Source organism: Mycolicibacterium peregrinum (genome assembly GCF_001665625.1).
Lineage (GTDB): Bacteria > Actinomycetota > Actinomycetes > Mycobacteriales > Mycobacteriaceae > Mycobacterium > Mycobacterium peregrinum_B.
In genome coordinates, this window is record NZ_LZSY01000109.1 from 14,966 (window position 1) to 31,504 (window position 16,539).

Consider the following 16,539-nt stretch of genomic DNA (forward strand, 5'->3'; position numbering starts at 1 on the left):
ACCTCTCTATACTTGTCTGAGGTTTACATCTACCCACCTGTTGTACAAACGGTACCGCAGGTATCGAGTAAAAGTCCATGCCTGATTTGAATTGTTTGCCGATGGGTGACCGCACGTGGTCGATCTGAAGACCGAAGACCAGGTAGAGGCGATGGCAGCGGCCGGAGCTGTGGTGGCCGACACACTGCAAACAATTGCCAGTCAGGCCGCTCCAGGCCATACCACGGCCGATCTGGACCGGATCGCCGCCGAAATCCTCGCCGCGCATCACGCCTCCTCACCGTTTCTGAACTACCACCCGCGGTGGGCGCCCAAACCCTTCCCGGCAGTGCTGTGCGTGAGCGTCAACGACGCGGTGGTGCACGGCATCCCCGACGGCACCGTCCTGGCCGACGGTGACCTGGTGTCGGTGGACTTCGGAGCAATCCTGAACGGCTGGTGCGGAGACTCCGCCCGCAGCTTCGTCGTGGGCACCGCAGCAGTGGCCGACACCGCGCTGATCGAGGCGACGGACGCGGCCTTGGCCGCCGGGATCGCCGCGGTACGGCCCGGCAACACCCTCGGTGATGTCGGACACGCCATCGCGTCGGTGGCCCGCGAGGCCGGCTACGGACTACTCGCCAACCACGGCGGCCACGGGATCGGGCGCACCATGCACGAAGCGCCGCACGTCCCCAACTCGGGACGGCCCGGGGAGGGCATGACATTGCAGCCTGGCCTGGTGATCGCGATCGAGCCGATGCTGATCGCCGACGGCACCACGGGCTACGTCCACGACCCCGACGGGTGGACACTTCGCAGCGCCACCGGGGCCCGCGCCGCACACAGCGAACACACTGTGGCCGTCACCACCGACGGCGCCCGAATTTTGACGCGGTAGCGGCCGACTTTAGGCTGGTCGGTATGGCTGAACTGATCATCCCCGCCGATATCAAGCCCCGCGACGGCCGTTTCGGATGTGGACCCTCCAAGGTCCGCCCGGAGCAACTGACCGCGCTGGCCGCTGCCGGGGATCTGTTCGGCACGTCCCACCGGCAGGCACCGATCAAGAATCTCGTCGGTCGCGTCCGCGACGGGCTGCGTGAGCTGTTCTCGGTTCCCGACGGATACGAGGTGATCCTGGGTAACGGCGGCTCGACCGCATTCTGGGATGCCGCGGCGTTCGGCCTGATCGACAAGAAATCGCTGCACCTGACCTACGGGGAGTTCAGCTCGAAGTTCGCCTCGTGCGTGGCCAAGAACCCGTTCATCGGCGACCCGATCATCGTCAAGACCGACCCGGGCACCGCACCGCAGCCGCAGTCCGACCCGTCGGTCGACGCCGTCGCCTGGGCCCACAACGAGACCTCGACCGGCGTCTCGGTGCCGGTGCAGCGCCCGGCCGGTGATGCGCTGGTACTGATCGATGCCACCTCGGCCGCCGGCGGCCTGCCCGTCGACATCGCCGACACCGACGCGTATTACTTTGCGCCGCAGAAGAATTTCGCCGGTGACGGCGGCCTGTGGCTGGCCATCGTCAGCCCCGCGGCGCTGGCCCGTATCGAGGCCATCGGCGCGTCGGGCCGCTGGGTGCCTGACTTCCTGTCGCTGCCCATCGCGGTGGAGAACAGCCTCAAGAACCAGACCTACAACACCCCGGCGATCGCCACGCTGATCCTGCTCGCCGAGCAGATCGACTGGCTCAACGGCAACGGCGGCCTGGACTGGGCCGTCAAGCGCACCGCAGATTCCTCGCAGCGGCTGTACTCGTGGGCCGAGGGCACGTCGTTCGCCACCCCGTTCGTCACCGATCCGGCCCTGCGCTCGCAGGTCGTCGGCACGATCGACTTCAGCGATTCGGTGGATGCAGCCGCAGTCGCCAAGGTGCTGCGCGCCAACGGGATCGTGGATACCGAGCCCTACCGCAAGCTTGGCCGTAACCAGCTGCGAATCGGCATGTTCCCGGCCGTGGAGCCCGACGACGTCAGCGCCCTGACCGCCTGCGTCGACTGGGTCGTCGGCCAGCTCTGAGCAATCCCTCGATCCCGGTAGCCCTCCGCCAGCGTGTCAGCCCGGTAACGGGCTGATAACGCAGTAGGGTTCGCGCAGGAGGTCAGGTCGGTATGCGAGAACTCAGAGTCGTTGGATTGAACGTAGACGGCAGACGCATCATCTGCGAAGACGACGACTCCAAAGAGACGTTCAGCTTGCGTGTCGATGACCGGTTGCGCGCCGCGGTCCGCGGTGACAAGGTCGCCTCGAATCAGCCCGATATCGATGTAGAGGTGCAGAACGTGCTGCGACCCAAGGAGATTCAGGCAAAGATTCGCGCCGGGGCGTCGGTCGAGCAGTTGGCCGCAGCAGCCGGGGTGCCCATCGAACGGGTCGAGCGATTTGCCCATCCGGTATTGCTGGAGCGTGCGCGGGCAGCCGAGTTGGCCACCGCAGCACATCCGGTACTGGCCGACGGGCCCGCGGTGCTGACGCTGCTCGAAACCGTCACCCAGGCCATCGTGGCCCGGGGCCTGGACCCCGACTCGATCGCCTGGGACGCCTGGCGCAACGAGGACAGCCGCTGGACCGTGCAGCTGGCCTGGAAGGCCGGCCGGTCGGACAACGTCGCGCATTTCCGCTATTCCCCCGGGGCCCACGGTGGCACCGTCTCGGCGTCGGACGACGCTGCCCGCCAGCTGATCAACCCCGATTTCGACAGACCGCTGCGTCCGGTCGCTGCCGTGCCGCATCTGTTCGACAGTCACGAGGCCGACGAAGCCCACGACGTTCCCGCGGCGGCACCCGAGCAGTTCAGCCGGCCGGCCGAACCGATGCCCGCGCCCACTCCCCCGGCACCCAAGCGCAGCCGCAAGGCACGTGCGACGGTTCCGGCCTGGGAGGACGTATTGCTCGGCGTACGTTCCTCGGGCACCCAGCCCTGATCGATTTCGAGCCTGTGCTGAAGATTGGGGCCATCAGGTAGCCGCAATCTTCAGCGTTGGCGTTGGCGTTGTCGAAGTCAGGCCGCCAGCTCGACGCCGGTGAACTCGCAGTCCGGTCCACAGGCGTGGCCACTCACTGTGATCCCGTGTCGCCGCATCACCTGGGCGATCTTCGCGGCGGTCCGGCACGGCCGGGCGAAAACCTGACGGTAGGACAGTCGGACGGTTGAGCGGCCGTCGACCGCGGCATCGAGATCACGCTCGACGTCGTTGTTTCGTGCCGATGCCGTGTTGTGGAACAGGAGGCCGTCGAGTTCGACCACGAGCCGTTGGCCGTACTCGGCATCGCGGTAGGTCACATTCACCGACGAGGTCGAACGCTTCTGACGAGCGGCCCGGGGCAACCCGTGCGCCCGTTCCACGCGGTTGAGGTAACCGTGCTCCAGGACCGAGCAGCTGCCCTCGGCGATGTCGACGATCACGGCCCGCAGCCAGCGTCGTCTGCGAACCCGCCGACGAGCGTCGAGGGCTCGCAGTAGACGTCGCGCGGTGGTGCGCCGCGATTGGCACGCGTCGGCCAGCACCGCAATCGCATCGAACTCGGATACGGCCCGACATGCGACGTCAAGGGCGGCTTCTTCAAAGCGCAGACGTGGCGGACCGACCTGCCAGAGCACCCGCTCCTGCAGGTGGGCCAGATGGTGGATGCGCACTCCGTGTGGTTCGGCCAGCAGGCCCCGGTCACGGGAGACTGCGACATGGATCACCGCACCCTCGTCGGTCAACGCCGATTCCAGGCACAACGCTGCCGGAGCTGCGTAAAGCACTGCGGCCCAGGCTCGTTGCAGCCAGGACAACGGTCCGGTGTGATCGACGTATACGCCGTCGTGGACCCGCGCCCACTCATTGCGCCGGAGCAACCGTCGAATGTCGTGCTGCTGCAGCCCCGCATCCAGGGCCTGCCGACGCGAGATCACCCCCGACTGCCGCCGAAGCACGCCCTCGATGTCCACGCCATCGATGCTCGCCCACCGGCTCCGTCACGACCAGACCCGGTCCGCGCACCTGTGGACAACTACCTGCGCTGAAGATTGCGGCTACCCGGTGACCCCAATCCTCAGCGCTGTCGGGCCGCTCTGTGACGCACGCGACAACCTCGCACGCCCGCAAGTTAGTTATAGTAGCTAATAACTAGCTTTGCTATACATCTGGAGGGGCCATGCCACGCACCGAGAACGACACCTGGGATCTGGCCACCGGCGTGGGTGCCACCGCGACAGGCGTCGCCGCGTCCCGGGCGCTGGCCTCAAGCGCCGCCGAACCGCTGATCTCCGACCCGTATGCGCGGCCCCTGGTCGACGCCGTCGGCGTGGACTACTACGTCCGCCTGGCGCAGGGCGACCTGGTCGCCGACGGCGCCGCCGAGCCGCTCGATCCGCACGTGATCGCCGACGGCATGGCCATCCGCACCCGCTACTTCGACGATTTCTTCCTGACCGCCATCGACGCAGGCATCCGCCAGGCCGTCATCCTGGCCTCGGGCCTCGATGCCCGCGCGTACCGGCTGCCCTGGCCGGCCGGGATGACGGTCTTCGAACTGGACCAGCCGGCTGTCATCGACTTCAAGGGCCGCACCCTTGCCGGTCTGGGCGCCGCGCCGGCCGCAGAATTGCACGCCATCGGTATCGATCTGCGCCACGACTGGCCGGCCGCCTTGCTCGCCCGCGGCTTCGATCCGCAGGCTCCGACGGCGTGGATCGCCGAAGGGCTGCTCGGCTACCTGCCGCCGGACGCCCAGGATCGCCTGTTCGACAACATCACCGCGCTGAGCGCCCCGGGCAGCCGCATCGCCACCGACTGGATCACCGAGCACTCCGAGTTGGCCGAGAGCCGGATCCGGACCCTCACCGACCACCAACGCGAGCAGGGCCTGGAGCTGGACGATCTGTCAGACCTGATCTTCGAAGGCGACCGCAACGCCGTCGCGGAGTACCTGACCGCAACCGGCTGGCAGCCCGAAACCACCACGGCCGAGCGGATGTTCGCAGTCCACGGCTTGCCGTTCCGCCGCGACGAGGCCGTAGCGGGACTACTCGACGCCAACTACACCGCGGCAGAACTGGTGGCCTGAGCGGGCCGGGTCAGCCCTGGGTCAGCCCGATGGCCAGCAGCGCCAGCCACCCGGCCGCCACACCCACACCCGATCCCAGCACGAACCAGCGCCACACCGGCCGGTGCCGCCAGCCCCATACCGTGGGGGCCAATCCGCCGACGGCCACCATGTTCAGCCCCACCGCCAGCAGCGGGTGCACGCGCAACAGCCCCATCCCAAGTACCACGATGGCCGCGGCGAGCACGGCTGCCACGAAACCGGCCACCGTCAGGCCGGTCGCCCACGGCGTGGAATCGTCGGTCACGGTGCCAATCTAACGCGAGTTCAGCTCCCGAGCCGGGCACGTTCATAGAACGCGAGCGCCGCCGCCGTGGCGACGTTGAGCGAATCCGTGCCGCGTGACATCGGGATGCGCACGCGCACGTCGCTGGCCCGCATCGTGTGCTCGGTCAGGCCTGGCCCCTCGGCGCCGACGAGCACCGCCACCCGGTCCCCTTCGAGCTGTGTCATCGCTTCGGACAGGGTCGCAGCGGCCGGATCGGGTGTCATCGCCATGAGTCGAAACCCCTTGTCCCGCAAGAGTTCCAGATCACCCGGCCATGAGGCGGCCCGCGCGAACGGAACCAGCAGGGCATGGCCCATCGACACCCGCACCGCCCTGCGGTACAGCGGATCGGCGCACCCCGCCCCGAACACCACGGCATCGACCGCCAACCCGGCGGCATTGCGGAAGATCGAGCCGAGGTTCTCGTGGTCGTTGACCCCTTCGAGCACCGCCACGGTGCGCGCCTCGGAGATCACCTCCGCCACCGACAGCTCCGGCGCCCGCGAGGCCGAGGCCAGCACGCCACGGTTGAGGTGGAACCCGACCGCGGCAGCCATCACGTCGGCGTCGGTCCGGTAGAACGGCACGTCCACACCCTCGAGGTCGGCGGCCAGTTCGGTCAGGCGCCGGTCCGTGCCCAGCAATGCGCGCGGGGCGAAGCGGGACGCCAGCATCCGCTGCGCCACCAGCACGCCTTCGGCGATCACCAGACCTTTGCCGCTGGGCAGATCGGGTCGCCGGTCCACGCTGTTGAGGTCGCGGAAGTCGTCCAACCGGGAATCGGCCGGATCGTCGATATCGATAACCTGCAGCAGACTCACACGCCTTCGAGGACCATGGCCGACATCAGATCGGCTGCGGTGATCAACGTCTGACGTTCGTCCGGGTCCAGCCGGGACAGTTGCGTCTTGAGCCACTCCTGGCTGGCTCGGCGCTCGGCCTCGACGAGGGTCATCCCGGCTGGCGAGGCGGACACCACGATCTGGCGACCGTCCAGCGGATGGGCGGCCCGCGCCACCAGACCCTGTTCGGCCAGTGAGGCGATCACCCTGGTCATCGACGGAGGACGCACCCGCTCACGCGATGCCAGCGCGCCCGGTGTCATCGCGCCCTCCTTGGCCAAGGTGGCCAGCGCCGAGAACTGGGTCAGCGAAACCGGGGATTCCGCACGCCGCGTACGTAATTGACGTGCGAGTCGAACAACTGCCAGCGCCAGATCATTCGCGAGCCGCGCCTCCGGATCCTTCACATCGGAAATAGTACTGAGGCGCCGAAGGTAAAGGGCTAAAACCAAGACCAATGAACGCCGACCGCATCGGATACGTTGGTCACCGATGACCGAGGACACCAATGACGCGCCGGAGCCCCAACCGCCGGCCCTGCCTGCCGCACTGCTCGAACCGTGGCCGGTGATTCTGGTGATCGCCACGGGCTGGCTGATCGCCACCGTCCTGACCTTCACGGTCAGCGGTCTGCAACACTGGCGGCCGTTCACAGTCGCCGGACTGGCGATCGGCGTTCTCGGCACGACCATCTTTCTGATCCAGCGCCGCGCCGTGCGCCGCGGATCCCGCGGTGCGCAAAGCGGATTGACCTGAGGAGACACCATGGCCGCACCCCTACTGCAAGCCACCATCGACATCGACGCACCGGTCGACAAGGTTTGGGGGTTGATCTCGGACCTCCGCCGGATGCCGCAGTGGAGCCCGCAGTGCAGGCTGATGAAGCCGCTCGGCCCGCTGCGTCCGGGAACCCGCACGTTCAACCTGAACCGGCGCAAGTTCGTGTTCTGGCCCACCACGTCACGTCTCACCGAGGTCGTCGACAACAAGAAGCTGTCCTTCCTGGTCGAGGGCAACAACACCGTGTGGAGCTATGAACTGGAACCGACGGGCAGCGGCACCCGGGTGACCGAATCCCGCCACGCCGAGAACGGCACCACGGCCGTGTCCAACGCTCTGGTCGGCGCATTGTTCGGCGGAGTCCCCAGCTTCGAGGATGAACTCGTCGAGGGAATGAACGCCTCGCTGGCCCGGATCAAGGCCGCGGCCGAGAACTGAGCAGAGCTCAGTCGGCAGGCCCAAATTCGCCTCAGTCGGCAGGGCCCAATTCGCCTCAGTCGGCGGTGTCGAGCACACCGTCGTCGTACGGCTCGTACATCGGCGACCCGGTGCCGGGCGGTTGCGGGGTGTCCGAATGGGCCCCGCAGCCGTACTCGGCCTCCACCACATGCCCGTCGGCCGACAGATCGTTGGCGCACACGCCGAACATCACGCCCAGCGCCCCACCGAGCGGCAGGTAGAAGCCACAGTCGCGGCAGACCCGCCGCGTCGAGCGGGCCATCGCCGAACCCGGCCCGTAATCGCCGTCGTGCCAGCGCTGTGCCGCCTGTGCCCGACCCCACTCACTGAGCACCTGACGCCGGCCGAAGCCGAGCTCGAGGGCGGCGTCGTCGATCAGCGGATCGCCGGTGGCCACATAGCCCGGGACCAGACGCGGATCATTGGGCGGCGGGGCCAACAGGTCGCCGGGCCCGAGGTCTCCGGGACGAACCCGGTCCTCCCACGGCACCCACTCGGGCGCCAGTAGCGCCGTCGGACCCGGAACCAGGACCAGCTCGCTGATCGTGGCGTGGTCGGCGCCGGGATAGGCAGCCACCACGACGGCCCACTGCCAACCGCGGTAACCGGGCAGGTCAGCCAGGAATCGGTGCGTGGCCGAGGAGGCGTCCTCGATGCTCGCGCCGAGGTATTCGCCCACGGCACCCTCGCCGCTGAACTCGATCAGCGCCGCGCGAGCCTGTTCGACGGCACCCAACAGCAACGCCTCCTGCTCCTGCGACGGTGCCGCCGGGCCGGTCTCGGGTGTCTGCTCAGCAGATTCGGTCACGCTTTCCATCGCCTCCATAGTGCCTGATCGGGACTACCCCAGACCACACCGGTCGCCTGTCGGCCGCCCGCGCGCCCGATAAGAGAGAATCGGGGGGTGACCTACTACCCGCCGCGGCCGCCGGCCGATCACGGCGCGGAACATCCCGGAATGGCCAACTACCCCAGCGACGAGACGCCGCGGCGGCCACGCAGACAATCGGTGCCCAGCTCCAACCGCTGGCTGCCGCCGCTCGACGAGCAACACACCACCGCGCATCCGAGGCAGGACGACGCGCAACGCTCCCACGGCGTCGGCGCGGCAGCCGGTGAGAAGGTGACCGTCACGCGGGCAGCCGCGGCACGCAGCCGCGAAATGGGTTCGCGGATGTACGGTTTCGTGCACCGCGCGGCGACCGCCGACGGCGCCGACAAGTCCGGGCTGACCGCACTGACCTGGCCGGTGGTGGCAAACTTCGCCGTCGACGCGGCCATGGCTGTCGCTCTGGCCAACACGTTGTTCTTCGCCGCGGCCAGCGGTGAGTCCAAGAGCAAGGTCGCGCTGTACCTGCTGATCACCATTGCGCCGTTCGCGGTGATCGCTCCGCTGATCGGACCCGCGCTTGACCGCCTCCAGCACGGTCGCCGGATGGCGCTGGCGGCCTCGTTCGCGCTACGCACCGGGTTGATCGTGATCTTGATCGCCAACTACGACGGCGCCACTGGCAGCTATCCGTCCTGGGTGCTCTACCCGTGCGCGCTGGGCATGATGGTGCTGTCCAAATCCTTCTCGGTGCTACGCAGCGCGGTCACGCCGCGGGTGCTGCCCCCGTCGATCGACCTGGTCCGGGTCAACTCCCGGCTGACCACCTTCGGGCTACTCGGCGGCACCGTGGTCGGCGGCGGCATCGCCGCGGGAGCCGAATACCTGTTCAAGGTGGCTCAACTGCCCGGGGCGCTGTACGTGGTCGTCGCGGTCTCGGTGGCCGGCGCGGTGTTGTCGATGCGGATCCCGAAATGGGTCGAGGTCACCGAAGGCGAGGTGCCCACCACCCTGAGCTACCACGGTCAATCGGGCGGCCGGGACGAGATGCGTCGTCACCCCGGCAAGCCCAAGGCCGAACGTCAACCGTTGGGCCGCAACACCATCACCGCGTTGTGGGGCAACTGCACCATCAAGGTGATGGTCGGATTCCTGTTCCTCTACCCGGCTTTCGTCGCCAAGTCCCACGATGCCAGCGGCTGGGAACAGCTGCTGATCCTCGGACTGATCGGGGCCGCGGCCGGAATCGGCAACTTCGGCGGCAACATCGCCGCCGCCCGGCTCAAGCTCGGCCGTCCCGCACAACTGGTCGTGCGGGCCGCGGCCGCCGTCACGGTGGTCGCACTGGTCACCGCGCTCACCGGGAACCTGCTGGTGGCCGCCGGAGCGACCCTGATCACCGCCAGCGCCAGCGCCATCGCCAAGGCCTCGCTCGACGCGTCCCTGCAGGACGATCTCCCCGAGGCCTCGCGGGCCTCGGCGTTCGGCCGCTCGGAGTCGGTACTCCAGCTGGCCTGGGTGATCGGCGGGGCGACCGGGGTGCTGATCTACACGGACCTCACGGTCGGGTTCACTACGATCACGGCCGTGCTGATACTCGGACTGGCGCAGACGATCGTGAGCTACCGCGGCGAATCCCTGATTCCGGGCCTGGGCGGTAATCGCCCGGTCCATGCCGCACGAGAAGGCGGCAGCCGTCCCGCGGCAGCCCCGACAACAGCACAGTGGGAGTCCTGATGAAGCGTGTCCTTGCGGCCCTTGGGGCCGTGGTCGTACTGGCGATCGCCGGTACCGCGGTCGGGGTCTGGCGGCTGCACAGTGCGCAAGGCGACCGGCTTCCGGAGATCAGCGCGTACTCGCACGGACACTCGGTGCGGGTCGGCCCGTTCCAGTACTGCGAGGTGCTCAACCTCGACGACTGCAAGGAGCCGCGCGACACGGGCGAGTTGGCGGTCAGGAAGGACAACCCGGTGCAACTGTCGGTGCCCAGCGCGGTCGCCCGTGCACCGTGGCGGCTGCTGCAGGTGTACGAGAACCCGATCGACACGACGGTGTCGTACTTCGCGCCCAAGACGACGCTGGCCGTGACCATCCCGACGGTCGATCCCAACCGCGGCCGGCTCACCGGCCTGGCGGTGCAGCTGCTGACCCTGGTTCAGGACCAGGACGGCCAGGAGTTCGCGCTGCCGCACGCCGAATGGTCGATCAGCACCGTCTGGCCCTGAGCCTCCGGCCGGTTGCTGTTTGCCTTGACAAGCAACGTCGGACCAGATCTCTCAGACCGCGATTTTCCGCTGTTGTGCAGCGTTAACGTAATTCCATGAGGCCACTGGCGGTGGGGCTGGCAATCACGTTGCTGGCGTGCGGTGGCGTCGCGGGAGCGCTCGGAGCGGGGGCCGGCACCGCCCGGGCCTACACCTACGGCCCGTTCCAGTGGTGCCCCGGGCAACCCCTGCCGAACGACCCGCCAAGGTCGGATGCAGACCTCGTGTGGGACATGGGCATCTGCCACACCTACTACTTCGAATACGACGTGCGAACCCATGCCCCTGCCCACTACTGGGAGGGACCCAACCTGTTCCCGACGCCGATCCCGCCGCCTCCGCCGCCGGAGAATCCGCCGAACATCTTCGAGCAGTGCCCCGGGCTCATCCCCTTCGTCAACTGCCTGCCCGGGCTCTAGCTTCTACGACGCGCCGTGCCCCTTCGGGACACGTTCACCCTCAGGCGTCGGCCCCGGCGGAGTGCCGTCACCGAAAGGCCTGCCACCCAAGGATTCCCGACCGTGCGGCGTCAGCCAGTTGGCCAGGTCCGGGCCCTTGGGCACGATCTGCGTCGGGTTGATGTCGGAATGCACGATGTAGTAGTGCTCCTTGATCTGGACGAAATCGACGGTGTCGCCGAAGCCGGGCGTCTGGAACAGATCTCGCGCGTAGGCCCACAGCACGTCCATCTCGGCGAGCTTGGACCGGTTGCACTTGAAATGGCCGTGGTAGACCGGGTCGAACCGGGCCAGCGTGGTGAACAACCGGACGTCGGCCTCGGTGATGGTGTCGCCCACCAGATAACGCTGAGTGCTCAGCCGGTCGGTGAGCCAGTCCAGCGTCGCGAACAACCGGTCGTAGGCCTTGTCGTAGGCCTCCTGTGAGCCGGCGAAGCCGCACCGGTACACCCCGTTGTTGACCTCGGTGTAGATGCGCTTGGCCACCTCGTCGATCTCCGCGCGCAACGGCTCGGGATACAGCTGCGGGGCTCCCTCGCGGTGATACTGCGTCCACTCGGTGGAGAAGTCCAGTGTCATCTGGGCGAAGTCGTTGGTCACCACCGCACCCGTGGCCACCTCGACGATCGCCGGCACGGTGATGCCCTTCGGGTAGTTCGGGTCGCGTTTGAAGTACGCGTCCTGCAACCGCGGAATCTTCAGCACCGGGTCGAGCCCACCGGGATCGAGGTCGAAGGTCCAGCTGCGCGCGTCGTGCGTCGGCCCGCAAAAGCCAATGGAGAGAACGTTTTCCAGGCCCAGCAGGCGCCGCACGATGATCGTGCGGTTGGCCCACGGGCAGGCCCGCGCAACGATCAACCGGTACCGGCCGGGTTCGACGGGGTAGCCGTCACGTCCGTCGGCCGTGATCCTGGTGGTGATGTAGTTGGTATCGCGATTGAACTCGCCCGAGCTGGACTTGTCGGCGACGTAGGTGCCCTGAGCCATGGACCCAGTCTGCCCGTCGAGCGTTGGCTGGTGTTCGAAAAGTCAGCGGATCCTCGAACACAAGCCGACGTTCGGCGCGGGAGTACTAGGCGTCGAGCTCCTGCGCGACGGCCTTGACCACCTCGGACACCCGGCGCGCGACCTTGCGGTCGGGGTAGCGCCCCTTGCGCAGCTCGGGCTGCACGATGTCCTCGAGCAGCGTGATCATGTCCGAAACCATGCCGTGCAGCTCATCGGGCGTGTGCTTGTGCTCGGGCCGCTCGGCCTCGCGCCGCGACCGGGCCAGACTCGGCGGCGGGTCGATGAGCTTGAGGCTCAACGCCTGCGGGCCACGACGGCCTGCCGCGACGCCGAACTCGACACGTTGACCGGCCTTCAGGCCTTCGACACCCGCGGGCAATGCCGAGGACCGCACATAGACGTCCTCGCCGTCCTCCTGGGACACAAAGCCGAAGCCCTTTTCGGCGTCGTACCACTTCACCTTGCCGGTCGGCACTGCACTCACCCGCTCGTCTTGTCAGAACTACCTACACACATAAAGTTCGCGCCCCGTCAGCGCCGGGACGCGATGGAGCGATCTTACTCGGCCCTCCCTGGGTGCTTCACCCCTATTACTCGGTAGGCTTGAAACCACCTCTGGAAGAGAGATGCGCCGGTAATGCGAGTGATTCTGAACATCATCTGGTTGATCTTCGGCGGCCTGTGGCTGGCGCTGGGATACCTGCTGGCCGCGCTGATCTGTTTCGTCCTGATCATCACCATCCCGTTCGGGTTCGCCTCGCTGCGCATCGCCTCCTATGCCCTGTGGCCGTTCGGCCGCACCATCGTGGACAAACCGGGAACCCGACCCGGCGCCCTGGTCGGCAACATCATCTGGATCGTCCTGTTCGGCTGGTGGCTGGCGCTGGGGCATCTGGTGAGCGCGGTGGCCATGGCGGTGACGATCATCGGTATCCCGTTGGCGCTGGCCGATCTCAAGCTGATCCCGGTCTCGCTGGTGCCGCTGGGCAAGGAGATCGTCCCGGTCGACTCGCCGAAGGTGCCGGCATGACGCTGACCTCGCTCGGGCTGCCCTCGGTGAACAGGTCCGCCCCGCCTCTCGATCCGGCACCGACAACGGGGCCCCTGGTCGACACCTACGGCCGGGTGGCCACCGACCTGCGGGTCTCGCTGACCGACAAGTGCAATCTGCGCTGTACGTACTGCATGCCCGCCGAGGGCCTGGACTGGCTGCCCGGTGACGCGCTGCTCAGCACCGACGAACTGAGCCGGCTGTTACGCATCGCGGTCACCCGCCTGGGCATCACCAGCGTGCGGTTCACCGGCGGCGAACCGTTGGTCACCCGTCATCTGGAGGACGTGGTGGCCGCCGCGGCAGCGCTGGAGCCGCGCCCGGAGATCACGTTGACCACCAACGGCATCGGGCTGGCCCGGCGCGCCGCAGGCCTCAAACAGGCCGGGCTGGACCGGATCAACGTCTCGCTGGACAGTGTCGACGCCGCGCACTTCGCCCGCATCACCCGTCGGGACCGGCTGGCCGACGTGCTGGACGGCCTGGCGGCCGCCAAGGCGGCCGGGTTGGCGCCGGTGAAGGTCAACGCGGTGCTCGATCCGGTGTCGGGCCTCGACGACGCCGTGACCCTGTTGGGCTACTGCCTGGACCACGGATACCAACTACGGATCATCGAACAGATGCCCCTGGACGCCGGCCACACCTGGCAGCGCGGCACGGTGATCGACGCCGACACCATCCTGGCCACCCTCCGGAAGCACTTCGACCTGCGGACCGATCCTAAGCCGCGCGGCTCGGCGCCCGCCGAGCTGTGGCAGGTAGCCGCAGGCGCCGGACACCCCGCGGGCACCGTCGGGGTGATCGCCTCGGTGTCGCACGCCTTCTGTTCGGCCTGTGACCGCACCAGGCTGACCGCCGACGGCCAGATCCGCAGTTGCCTGTTCTCCACCGAGGAGAGCGATCTGCGCGCCCTGCTGCGCGGTGGCGCCGACGACGCCGACATCGAGGCGGCCTGGCGGACGGCGATGTGGGGCAAGCCCGCCGGGCACGGCATCAACAACCCTGATTTCGTGCAGCCCGCCCGGCCGATGAGCGCGATCGGCGGCTAGATGACAGGGCACACCATGGCCGTCACAGTCCGCTATTTCGCTGCTGCCGCCGCGGCGGCGGGAGTTGATACGGAAACGTTAGGTTTGGCGCAGGGCAGCACGATCGCGACGCTCGTCGAGCATCTCAGCGGTCGCGACGCGGAGCTCGGGCGCGTGCTAAAGCGCTGCTCATACCTGGCGGACGGGGTGGCCGTCCGCGATATGGACAAGCCGATATCAACGCACCAGACGATCGATGTGTTACCCCCCTTCGCTGGCGGTTAACGTGATTTGCATCACATAACGAAATGGTCACGAGCTGGCTACGGCGGGGTGGAGCGCCTCGCCCACCTGCGACAACGCAGAAATAACCTGCACCTTTAAACAACTTTTAGAGTTTGCTCGGATCGAAAACGCCCGAGGCCGCTAAAGGTGACGGGATAGCGGGCAGCAGTTACCGTTCATTCCCAAGTCAACGGACCCTAATCAGTTGGCCCACCCTCATACCGAAGCGCCGAGCTCCATCCATCGGGCAGGGGTTAACGACGAACAACAAGGATGGAGGCGGGGGACCCACCGGTCCACCGATTTACTTCAGGACCAGGAGCCGCTTGCGGCCCCTTGGGGTGAAGCCGTCAGAGTTTCGACGACGACGGCCGGGTGACCTCTCCCACCCGAACCCGACAGCTGACCTCGTGGGCGCATACGAGAGGACCTTCACGCTTATGAGTGGACGGCATCGCAAGCCCACCACGTCTTCATCAGCCAAGAACGTCGCGAAGATCGCGGTGACCGGTGCTGCGATCGCAGGCGGCAGCCTCGCGATGGCCAGCCAGGCGATGGCGGCGACCGACGGCGAGTGGGACACCGTGGCACGTTGTGAGTCCGGTGGTAACTGGGCAATCAACACCGGCAACGGCTACCACGGCGGTCTGCAGTTCTCCCCCAGCACGTGGGCATCCCACGGCGGCGGCGAGTACGCACCCAACGCCTACATGGCCACCAAGGAACAGCAGATCGCCGTCGCCGAGCGCGTGCTCGCCGGCCAGGGCAAGGGCGCTTGGCCGGTCTGTGGACGCGGCCTCTCGGGCGCCACCCCGCGCAACGTGGTCAACGAGCCCGCTCCTGCTGCCCCGCTGGATGCACCTGCGGTCAACGGCGAACTGCCGCCTCCGCCCGAGGCTCCCGCCCCGGCACCTGAGGCGGCTCCGATGGACGCCCCGCTGCCGCCGGCACCCGAGGACCTCCCGCCGGCCCCTGAGGCTCCGGCCCCGGCTCCCGAAGCCGCTCCGATGGACGCCGCGCTTGCCCCGGCCCCTGAGTCCGCTCCGATCGCCGACGCCTCGCTGCAGGTACCCGCCCCTGAGGCACCGGCTCCGGCTCCTGAAGAAGCACCCGCTCCCGCTCCCGCGGTACAGCCGGTCAGCTACTTCGATCAGATCCAGCAGGCCATCGAGAAGCAGGGCATCGACGGCAACATCGTCATCAACGGCTGAGTTTCAGGCCGAACCGACCCATTCGTCGGTGCCGTCGGAGAAGTACTGGTGCTTCCACACCGGAAGCCGCTCTTTGACGGTATCGACGAGACGGGCACAGGTTTCGAACGCCGCCCCGCGATGGTCCGCTGCCACAGCGGCCACCAGGGCGGCGTCTCCTATTTGTAGGGTGCCGATGCGGTGGCTGACCGCGATCGCCCGTACCCCGGTGGTCTGCGCGGCGACTTCGGCGGCAACTTCCTCCAAGGTCTGAAGTGCGTTGGGGTGCGCGGAGTAGTCGAGCCGGATGACCGAACGGCCACCGTCGTGATCACGCACCACCCCGGAGAAGCCGACCACGGCTCCGGCGGCCTCATGGGCCACCAGCGCCTCGTATTCGGTCAACGAGATCGGCGTCTCGGTCAGGTCGACGCGTATGACGGATGCGTTCATCTCGTGTGGTCCTTACCGCTCAGCTGATCCAGCGCATGCTCCAACACTCCGGCCAGCACCCCCAGGCCGTCCTTGACCCCACCCGGCGAGCCGGGCAGGTTGATGACCAGAGTGCGCCCGGCGACGCCGCAGACCCCGCGGGACAACACCGCTGTGGGCACCTTGTGCACGCCGGCGCGACGGATGGCGTCGGCCAGGCCAGGGATTTGATAGTCGAGTACAGCGATCGTGGATTCCGGTGTCGCATCGGTGGGTGAGATGCCGGTGCCACCGGAGGTGATGATCAGGTCGACGCGCTCGGCCAGCGCGGCGCGCAGGGCATCGCCGACCGCGTGCCCGTCGGCGACCACCATCTGCTCGGTGACGTCATAACCGCGATCGGAGAGCCAGCCGACGATGAGGGGGCCGGTCCGGTCGTCGTAGACCCCTGCCGCGGCACGGGTGGAGGCGATGATGACCCGCGCCGACCGCGTCACCGCTGAGTTTTTTCCGACGGGCTTTCCCATACTCCCGTTTTACCGCCTTCTTTGCGCAGCACC

General features: G+C 67.6%; 22 protein-coding genes and 1 riboswitch. Of the genes, 13 read left to right on the plus strand and 9 right to left on the minus strand.

Annotated features, from left to right (window positions below):
- The first annotated feature begins 115 nt into the window (after positions 1-115).
- From map to sepH, 3 genes are all read left to right on the plus strand, one after another.
- Positions 116-880, plus strand: a complete 765-nt coding sequence (gene map, locus A5779_RS16400; RefSeq protein WP_064883635.1) for a type I methionyl aminopeptidase — start codon at positions 116-118, stop codon at positions 878-880.
- A gap of 23 nt (positions 881-903) precedes the next feature.
- Positions 904-2,010, plus strand: a complete 1,107-nt coding sequence (gene serC, locus A5779_RS16405) for a phosphoserine transaminase (protein WP_064883637.1) — start codon at positions 904-906, stop codon at positions 2,008-2,010.
- Positions 2,011-2,102: 92 nt separating this feature from the next.
- Positions 2,103-2,915, plus strand: coding sequence for a septation protein SepH (gene sepH / locus A5779_RS16410; RefSeq protein WP_064883639.1), 813 nt, complete (start codon positions 2,103-2,105; stop codon positions 2,913-2,915).
- 77 nt (positions 2,916-2,992) lie between these two features.
- Here sepH and A5779_RS16415 read toward each other — a convergent pair whose 3' ends face one another.
- Positions 2,993-3,928: a type IV toxin-antitoxin system AbiEi family antitoxin domain-containing protein gene (locus A5779_RS16415; protein ID WP_064883641.1), complete on the minus strand. Its 936-nt coding sequence runs from the start codon at positions 3,926-3,928 to the stop codon at positions 2,993-2,995.
- A 206-nt stretch (positions 3,929-4,134) separates the two neighbouring features.
- Here A5779_RS16415 and A5779_RS16420 point away from each other — a divergent pair, with 206 nt between their 5' ends.
- A complete protein-coding gene (locus A5779_RS16420) occupies positions 4,135-5,046 on the plus strand; it encodes an SAM-dependent methyltransferase (RefSeq protein ID WP_064883643.1) in 912 nt (303 codons plus the stop codon).
- 10 nt (positions 5,047-5,056) lie between these two features.
- Here A5779_RS16420 and A5779_RS16425 read toward each other — a convergent pair whose 3' ends face one another.
- Genes A5779_RS16425 through A5779_RS16435 form a run of 3 tightly spaced genes read right to left on the minus strand, consistent with a single transcriptional unit; the run spans position 5,057 to position 6,602 of the window.
- The gene (locus tag A5779_RS16425; RefSeq protein WP_064883646.1) at positions 5,057-5,332 is read right to left on the minus strand and encodes a DUF2537 domain-containing protein; all 276 of its coding nucleotides are present in this window, start codon (positions 5,330-5,332) and stop codon (positions 5,057-5,059) included.
- 20 nt (positions 5,333-5,352) lie between these two features.
- The gene (locus A5779_RS16430; protein ID WP_064883647.1) at positions 5,353-6,174 is read right to left on the minus strand and encodes a TrmH family RNA methyltransferase; all 822 of its coding nucleotides are present in this window, start codon (positions 6,172-6,174) and stop codon (positions 5,353-5,355) included.
- Entirely contained in the window at positions 6,171-6,602 is a 432-nt protein-coding gene (locus A5779_RS16435; protein ID WP_055117529.1) for an Rv0880 family HTH-type transcriptional regulator, read from the minus strand. The genes A5779_RS16430 and A5779_RS16435 overlap by 4 nt, the downstream gene beginning before the upstream one ends.
- An 85-nt stretch (positions 6,603-6,687) precedes the next feature.
- Between A5779_RS16435 and A5779_RS16440 the strand changes: the two genes are divergently transcribed.
- Positions 6,688-6,951, plus strand: a complete 264-nt coding sequence (locus A5779_RS16440; RefSeq protein WP_064883649.1) for a DUF2530 domain-containing protein — start codon at positions 6,688-6,690, stop codon at positions 6,949-6,951.
- 9 nt (positions 6,952-6,960) lie between these two features.
- Positions 6,961-7,413: an SRPBCC family protein gene (locus tag A5779_RS16445; RefSeq protein ID WP_064883651.1), complete on the plus strand. Its 453-nt coding sequence runs from the start codon at positions 6,961-6,963 to the stop codon at positions 7,411-7,413.
- Positions 7,414-7,468: 55 nt separating this feature from the next.
- Here A5779_RS16445 and A5779_RS16450 read toward each other — a convergent pair whose 3' ends face one another.
- A complete protein-coding gene (locus A5779_RS16450; protein WP_064883671.1) occupies positions 7,469-8,251 on the minus strand; it encodes a DUF3027 domain-containing protein in 783 nt (260 codons plus the stop codon).
- A 141-nt stretch (positions 8,252-8,392) separates the two neighbouring features.
- Between A5779_RS16450 and A5779_RS16455 the strand changes: the two genes are divergently transcribed.
- The 3 genes from A5779_RS16455 to A5779_RS16465 all read left to right on the plus strand — a co-directional run bounded on the left by A5779_RS16455 (position 8,393) and on the right by A5779_RS16465 (position 10,946).
- Positions 8,393-10,000 (plus strand): MFS transporter, encoded by a 1,608-nt coding sequence (locus A5779_RS16455; RefSeq protein ID WP_236734792.1) that lies wholly within the window; start codon positions 8,393-8,395, stop codon positions 9,998-10,000.
- Complete coding sequence (locus A5779_RS16460; RefSeq protein ID WP_064883655.1) at positions 10,000-10,488, plus strand: DUF2771 domain-containing protein; 489 nt, start codon at positions 10,000-10,002, stop codon at positions 10,486-10,488. The genes A5779_RS16455 and A5779_RS16460 overlap by 1 nt, the downstream gene beginning before the upstream one ends.
- Before the next feature lie 95 nt (positions 10,489-10,583).
- Positions 10,584-10,946: a hypothetical protein gene (locus A5779_RS16465; RefSeq protein ID WP_110777391.1), complete on the plus strand. Its 363-nt coding sequence runs from the start codon at positions 10,584-10,586 to the stop codon at positions 10,944-10,946.
- A gap of 3 nt (positions 10,947-10,949) precedes the next feature.
- Here the strand turns inward: A5779_RS16465 and A5779_RS16470 are convergent, their stop codons facing one another.
- Positions 10,950-11,972, minus strand: a complete 1,023-nt coding sequence (locus A5779_RS16470) for a glutathione S-transferase family protein (RefSeq protein ID WP_064883659.1) — start codon at positions 11,970-11,972, stop codon at positions 10,950-10,952.
- Positions 11,973-12,057: 85 nt separating this feature from the next.
- Positions 12,058-12,468, minus strand: coding sequence for a cold-shock protein (locus tag A5779_RS16475; protein WP_055117540.1), 411 nt, complete (start codon positions 12,466-12,468; stop codon positions 12,058-12,060).
- A 162-nt stretch (positions 12,469-12,630) separates the two neighbouring features.
- Here A5779_RS16475 and A5779_RS16480 point away from each other — a divergent pair, with 162 nt between their 5' ends.
- The 4 genes from A5779_RS16480 to A5779_RS16495 all read left to right on the plus strand — a co-directional run bounded on the left by A5779_RS16480 (position 12,631) and on the right by A5779_RS16495 (position 15,568).
- Complete coding sequence (locus tag A5779_RS16480) at positions 12,631-13,023, plus strand: YccF domain-containing protein (protein ID WP_064883661.1); 393 nt, start codon at positions 12,631-12,633, stop codon at positions 13,021-13,023.
- Positions 13,020-14,093 (plus strand): GTP 3',8-cyclase MoaA, encoded by a 1,074-nt coding sequence (gene moaA, locus A5779_RS16485; protein ID WP_064883662.1) that lies wholly within the window; start codon positions 13,020-13,022, stop codon positions 14,091-14,093. The genes A5779_RS16480 and moaA overlap by 4 nt, the downstream gene beginning before the upstream one ends.
- 15 nt (positions 14,094-14,108) lie before the next feature.
- Positions 14,109-14,357, plus strand: coding sequence for a MoaD/ThiS family protein (locus tag A5779_RS16490; RefSeq protein ID WP_236734791.1), 249 nt, complete (start codon positions 14,109-14,111; stop codon positions 14,355-14,357).
- 248 nt (positions 14,358-14,605) lie between these two features.
- Positions 14,606-14,789, plus strand: a riboswitch (cyclic di-AMP (ydaO/yuaA leader).
- 8 nt (positions 14,790-14,797) lie between these two features.
- Positions 14,798-15,568, plus strand: a complete 771-nt coding sequence (locus A5779_RS16495) for a transglycosylase family protein (RefSeq protein WP_064883666.1) — start codon at positions 14,798-14,800, stop codon at positions 15,566-15,568.
- Between the two features lie 3 nt (positions 15,569-15,571).
- Here A5779_RS16495 and A5779_RS16500 read toward each other — a convergent pair whose 3' ends face one another.
- Both A5779_RS16500 and A5779_RS16505 read right to left on the minus strand, forming a co-directional pair.
- Complete coding sequence (locus A5779_RS16500; protein WP_064883668.1) at positions 15,572-16,000, minus strand: molybdenum cofactor biosynthesis protein MoaE; 429 nt, start codon at positions 15,998-16,000, stop codon at positions 15,572-15,574.
- Complete coding sequence (locus tag A5779_RS16505; protein ID WP_110777394.1) at positions 15,997-16,506, minus strand: MogA/MoaB family molybdenum cofactor biosynthesis protein; 510 nt, start codon at positions 16,504-16,506, stop codon at positions 15,997-15,999. Before A5779_RS16505 ends, A5779_RS16500 begins: the two co-directional genes overlap by 4 nt.
- Positions 16,507-16,539 lie beyond the last annotated feature (33 nt).

What these genes read in the sequence shown, in the direction of transcription:
- A5779_RS16500 (WP_064883668.1), bottom strand. Translation starts at nt 16,000, where the DNA reads ATGAACGCATCCGTCATACGCGTCGACCTGACCGAGACGCCGATCTCG.
- A5779_RS16455 (WP_236734792.1), top strand. Translation starts at nt 8,393, where the DNA reads ATGGCCAACTACCCCAGCGACGAGACGCCGCGGCGGCCACGCAGACAA.
- A5779_RS16505 (WP_110777394.1), bottom strand. Translation starts at nt 16,506, where the DNA reads ATGGGAAAGCCCGTCGGAAAAAACTCAGCGGTGACGCGGTCGGCGCGG.
- sepH (WP_064883639.1), top strand. Translation starts at nt 2,103, where the DNA reads ATGCGAGAACTCAGAGTCGTTGGATTGAACGTAGACGGCAGACGCATC.
- A5779_RS16470 (WP_064883659.1), bottom strand. Translation starts at nt 11,972, where the DNA reads ATGGCTCAGGGCACCTACGTCGCCGACAAGTCCAGCTCGGGCGAGTTC.
- A5779_RS16495 (WP_064883666.1), top strand. Translation starts at nt 14,798, where the DNA reads ATGAGTGGACGGCATCGCAAGCCCACCACGTCTTCATCAGCCAAGAAC.
- serC (WP_064883637.1), top strand. Translation starts at nt 904, where the DNA reads ATGGCTGAACTGATCATCCCCGCCGATATCAAGCCCCGCGACGGCCGT.
- A5779_RS16480 (WP_064883661.1), top strand. Translation starts at nt 12,631, where the DNA reads ATGCGAGTGATTCTGAACATCATCTGGTTGATCTTCGGCGGCCTGTGG.
- A5779_RS16450 (WP_064883671.1), bottom strand. Translation starts at nt 8,251, where the DNA reads ATGGAAAGCGTGACCGAATCTGCTGAGCAGACACCCGAGACCGGCCCG.
- A5779_RS16465 (WP_110777391.1), top strand. Translation starts at nt 10,584, where the DNA reads ATGAGGCCACTGGCGGTGGGGCTGGCAATCACGTTGCTGGCGTGCGGT.
- A5779_RS16490 (WP_236734791.1), top strand. Translation starts at nt 14,109, where the DNA reads ATGGCCGTCACAGTCCGCTATTTCGCTGCTGCCGCCGCGGCGGCGGGA.
- A5779_RS16440 (WP_064883649.1), top strand. Translation starts at nt 6,688, where the DNA reads ATGACCGAGGACACCAATGACGCGCCGGAGCCCCAACCGCCGGCCCTG.
- A5779_RS16420 (WP_064883643.1), top strand. Translation starts at nt 4,135, where the DNA reads ATGCCACGCACCGAGAACGACACCTGGGATCTGGCCACCGGCGTGGGT.
- A5779_RS16460 (WP_064883655.1), top strand. Translation starts at nt 10,000, where the DNA reads ATGAAGCGTGTCCTTGCGGCCCTTGGGGCCGTGGTCGTACTGGCGATC.
- A5779_RS16445 (WP_064883651.1), top strand. Translation starts at nt 6,961, where the DNA reads ATGGCCGCACCCCTACTGCAAGCCACCATCGACATCGACGCACCGGTC.
- moaA (WP_064883662.1), top strand. Translation starts at nt 13,020, where the DNA reads ATGACGCTGACCTCGCTCGGGCTGCCCTCGGTGAACAGGTCCGCCCCG.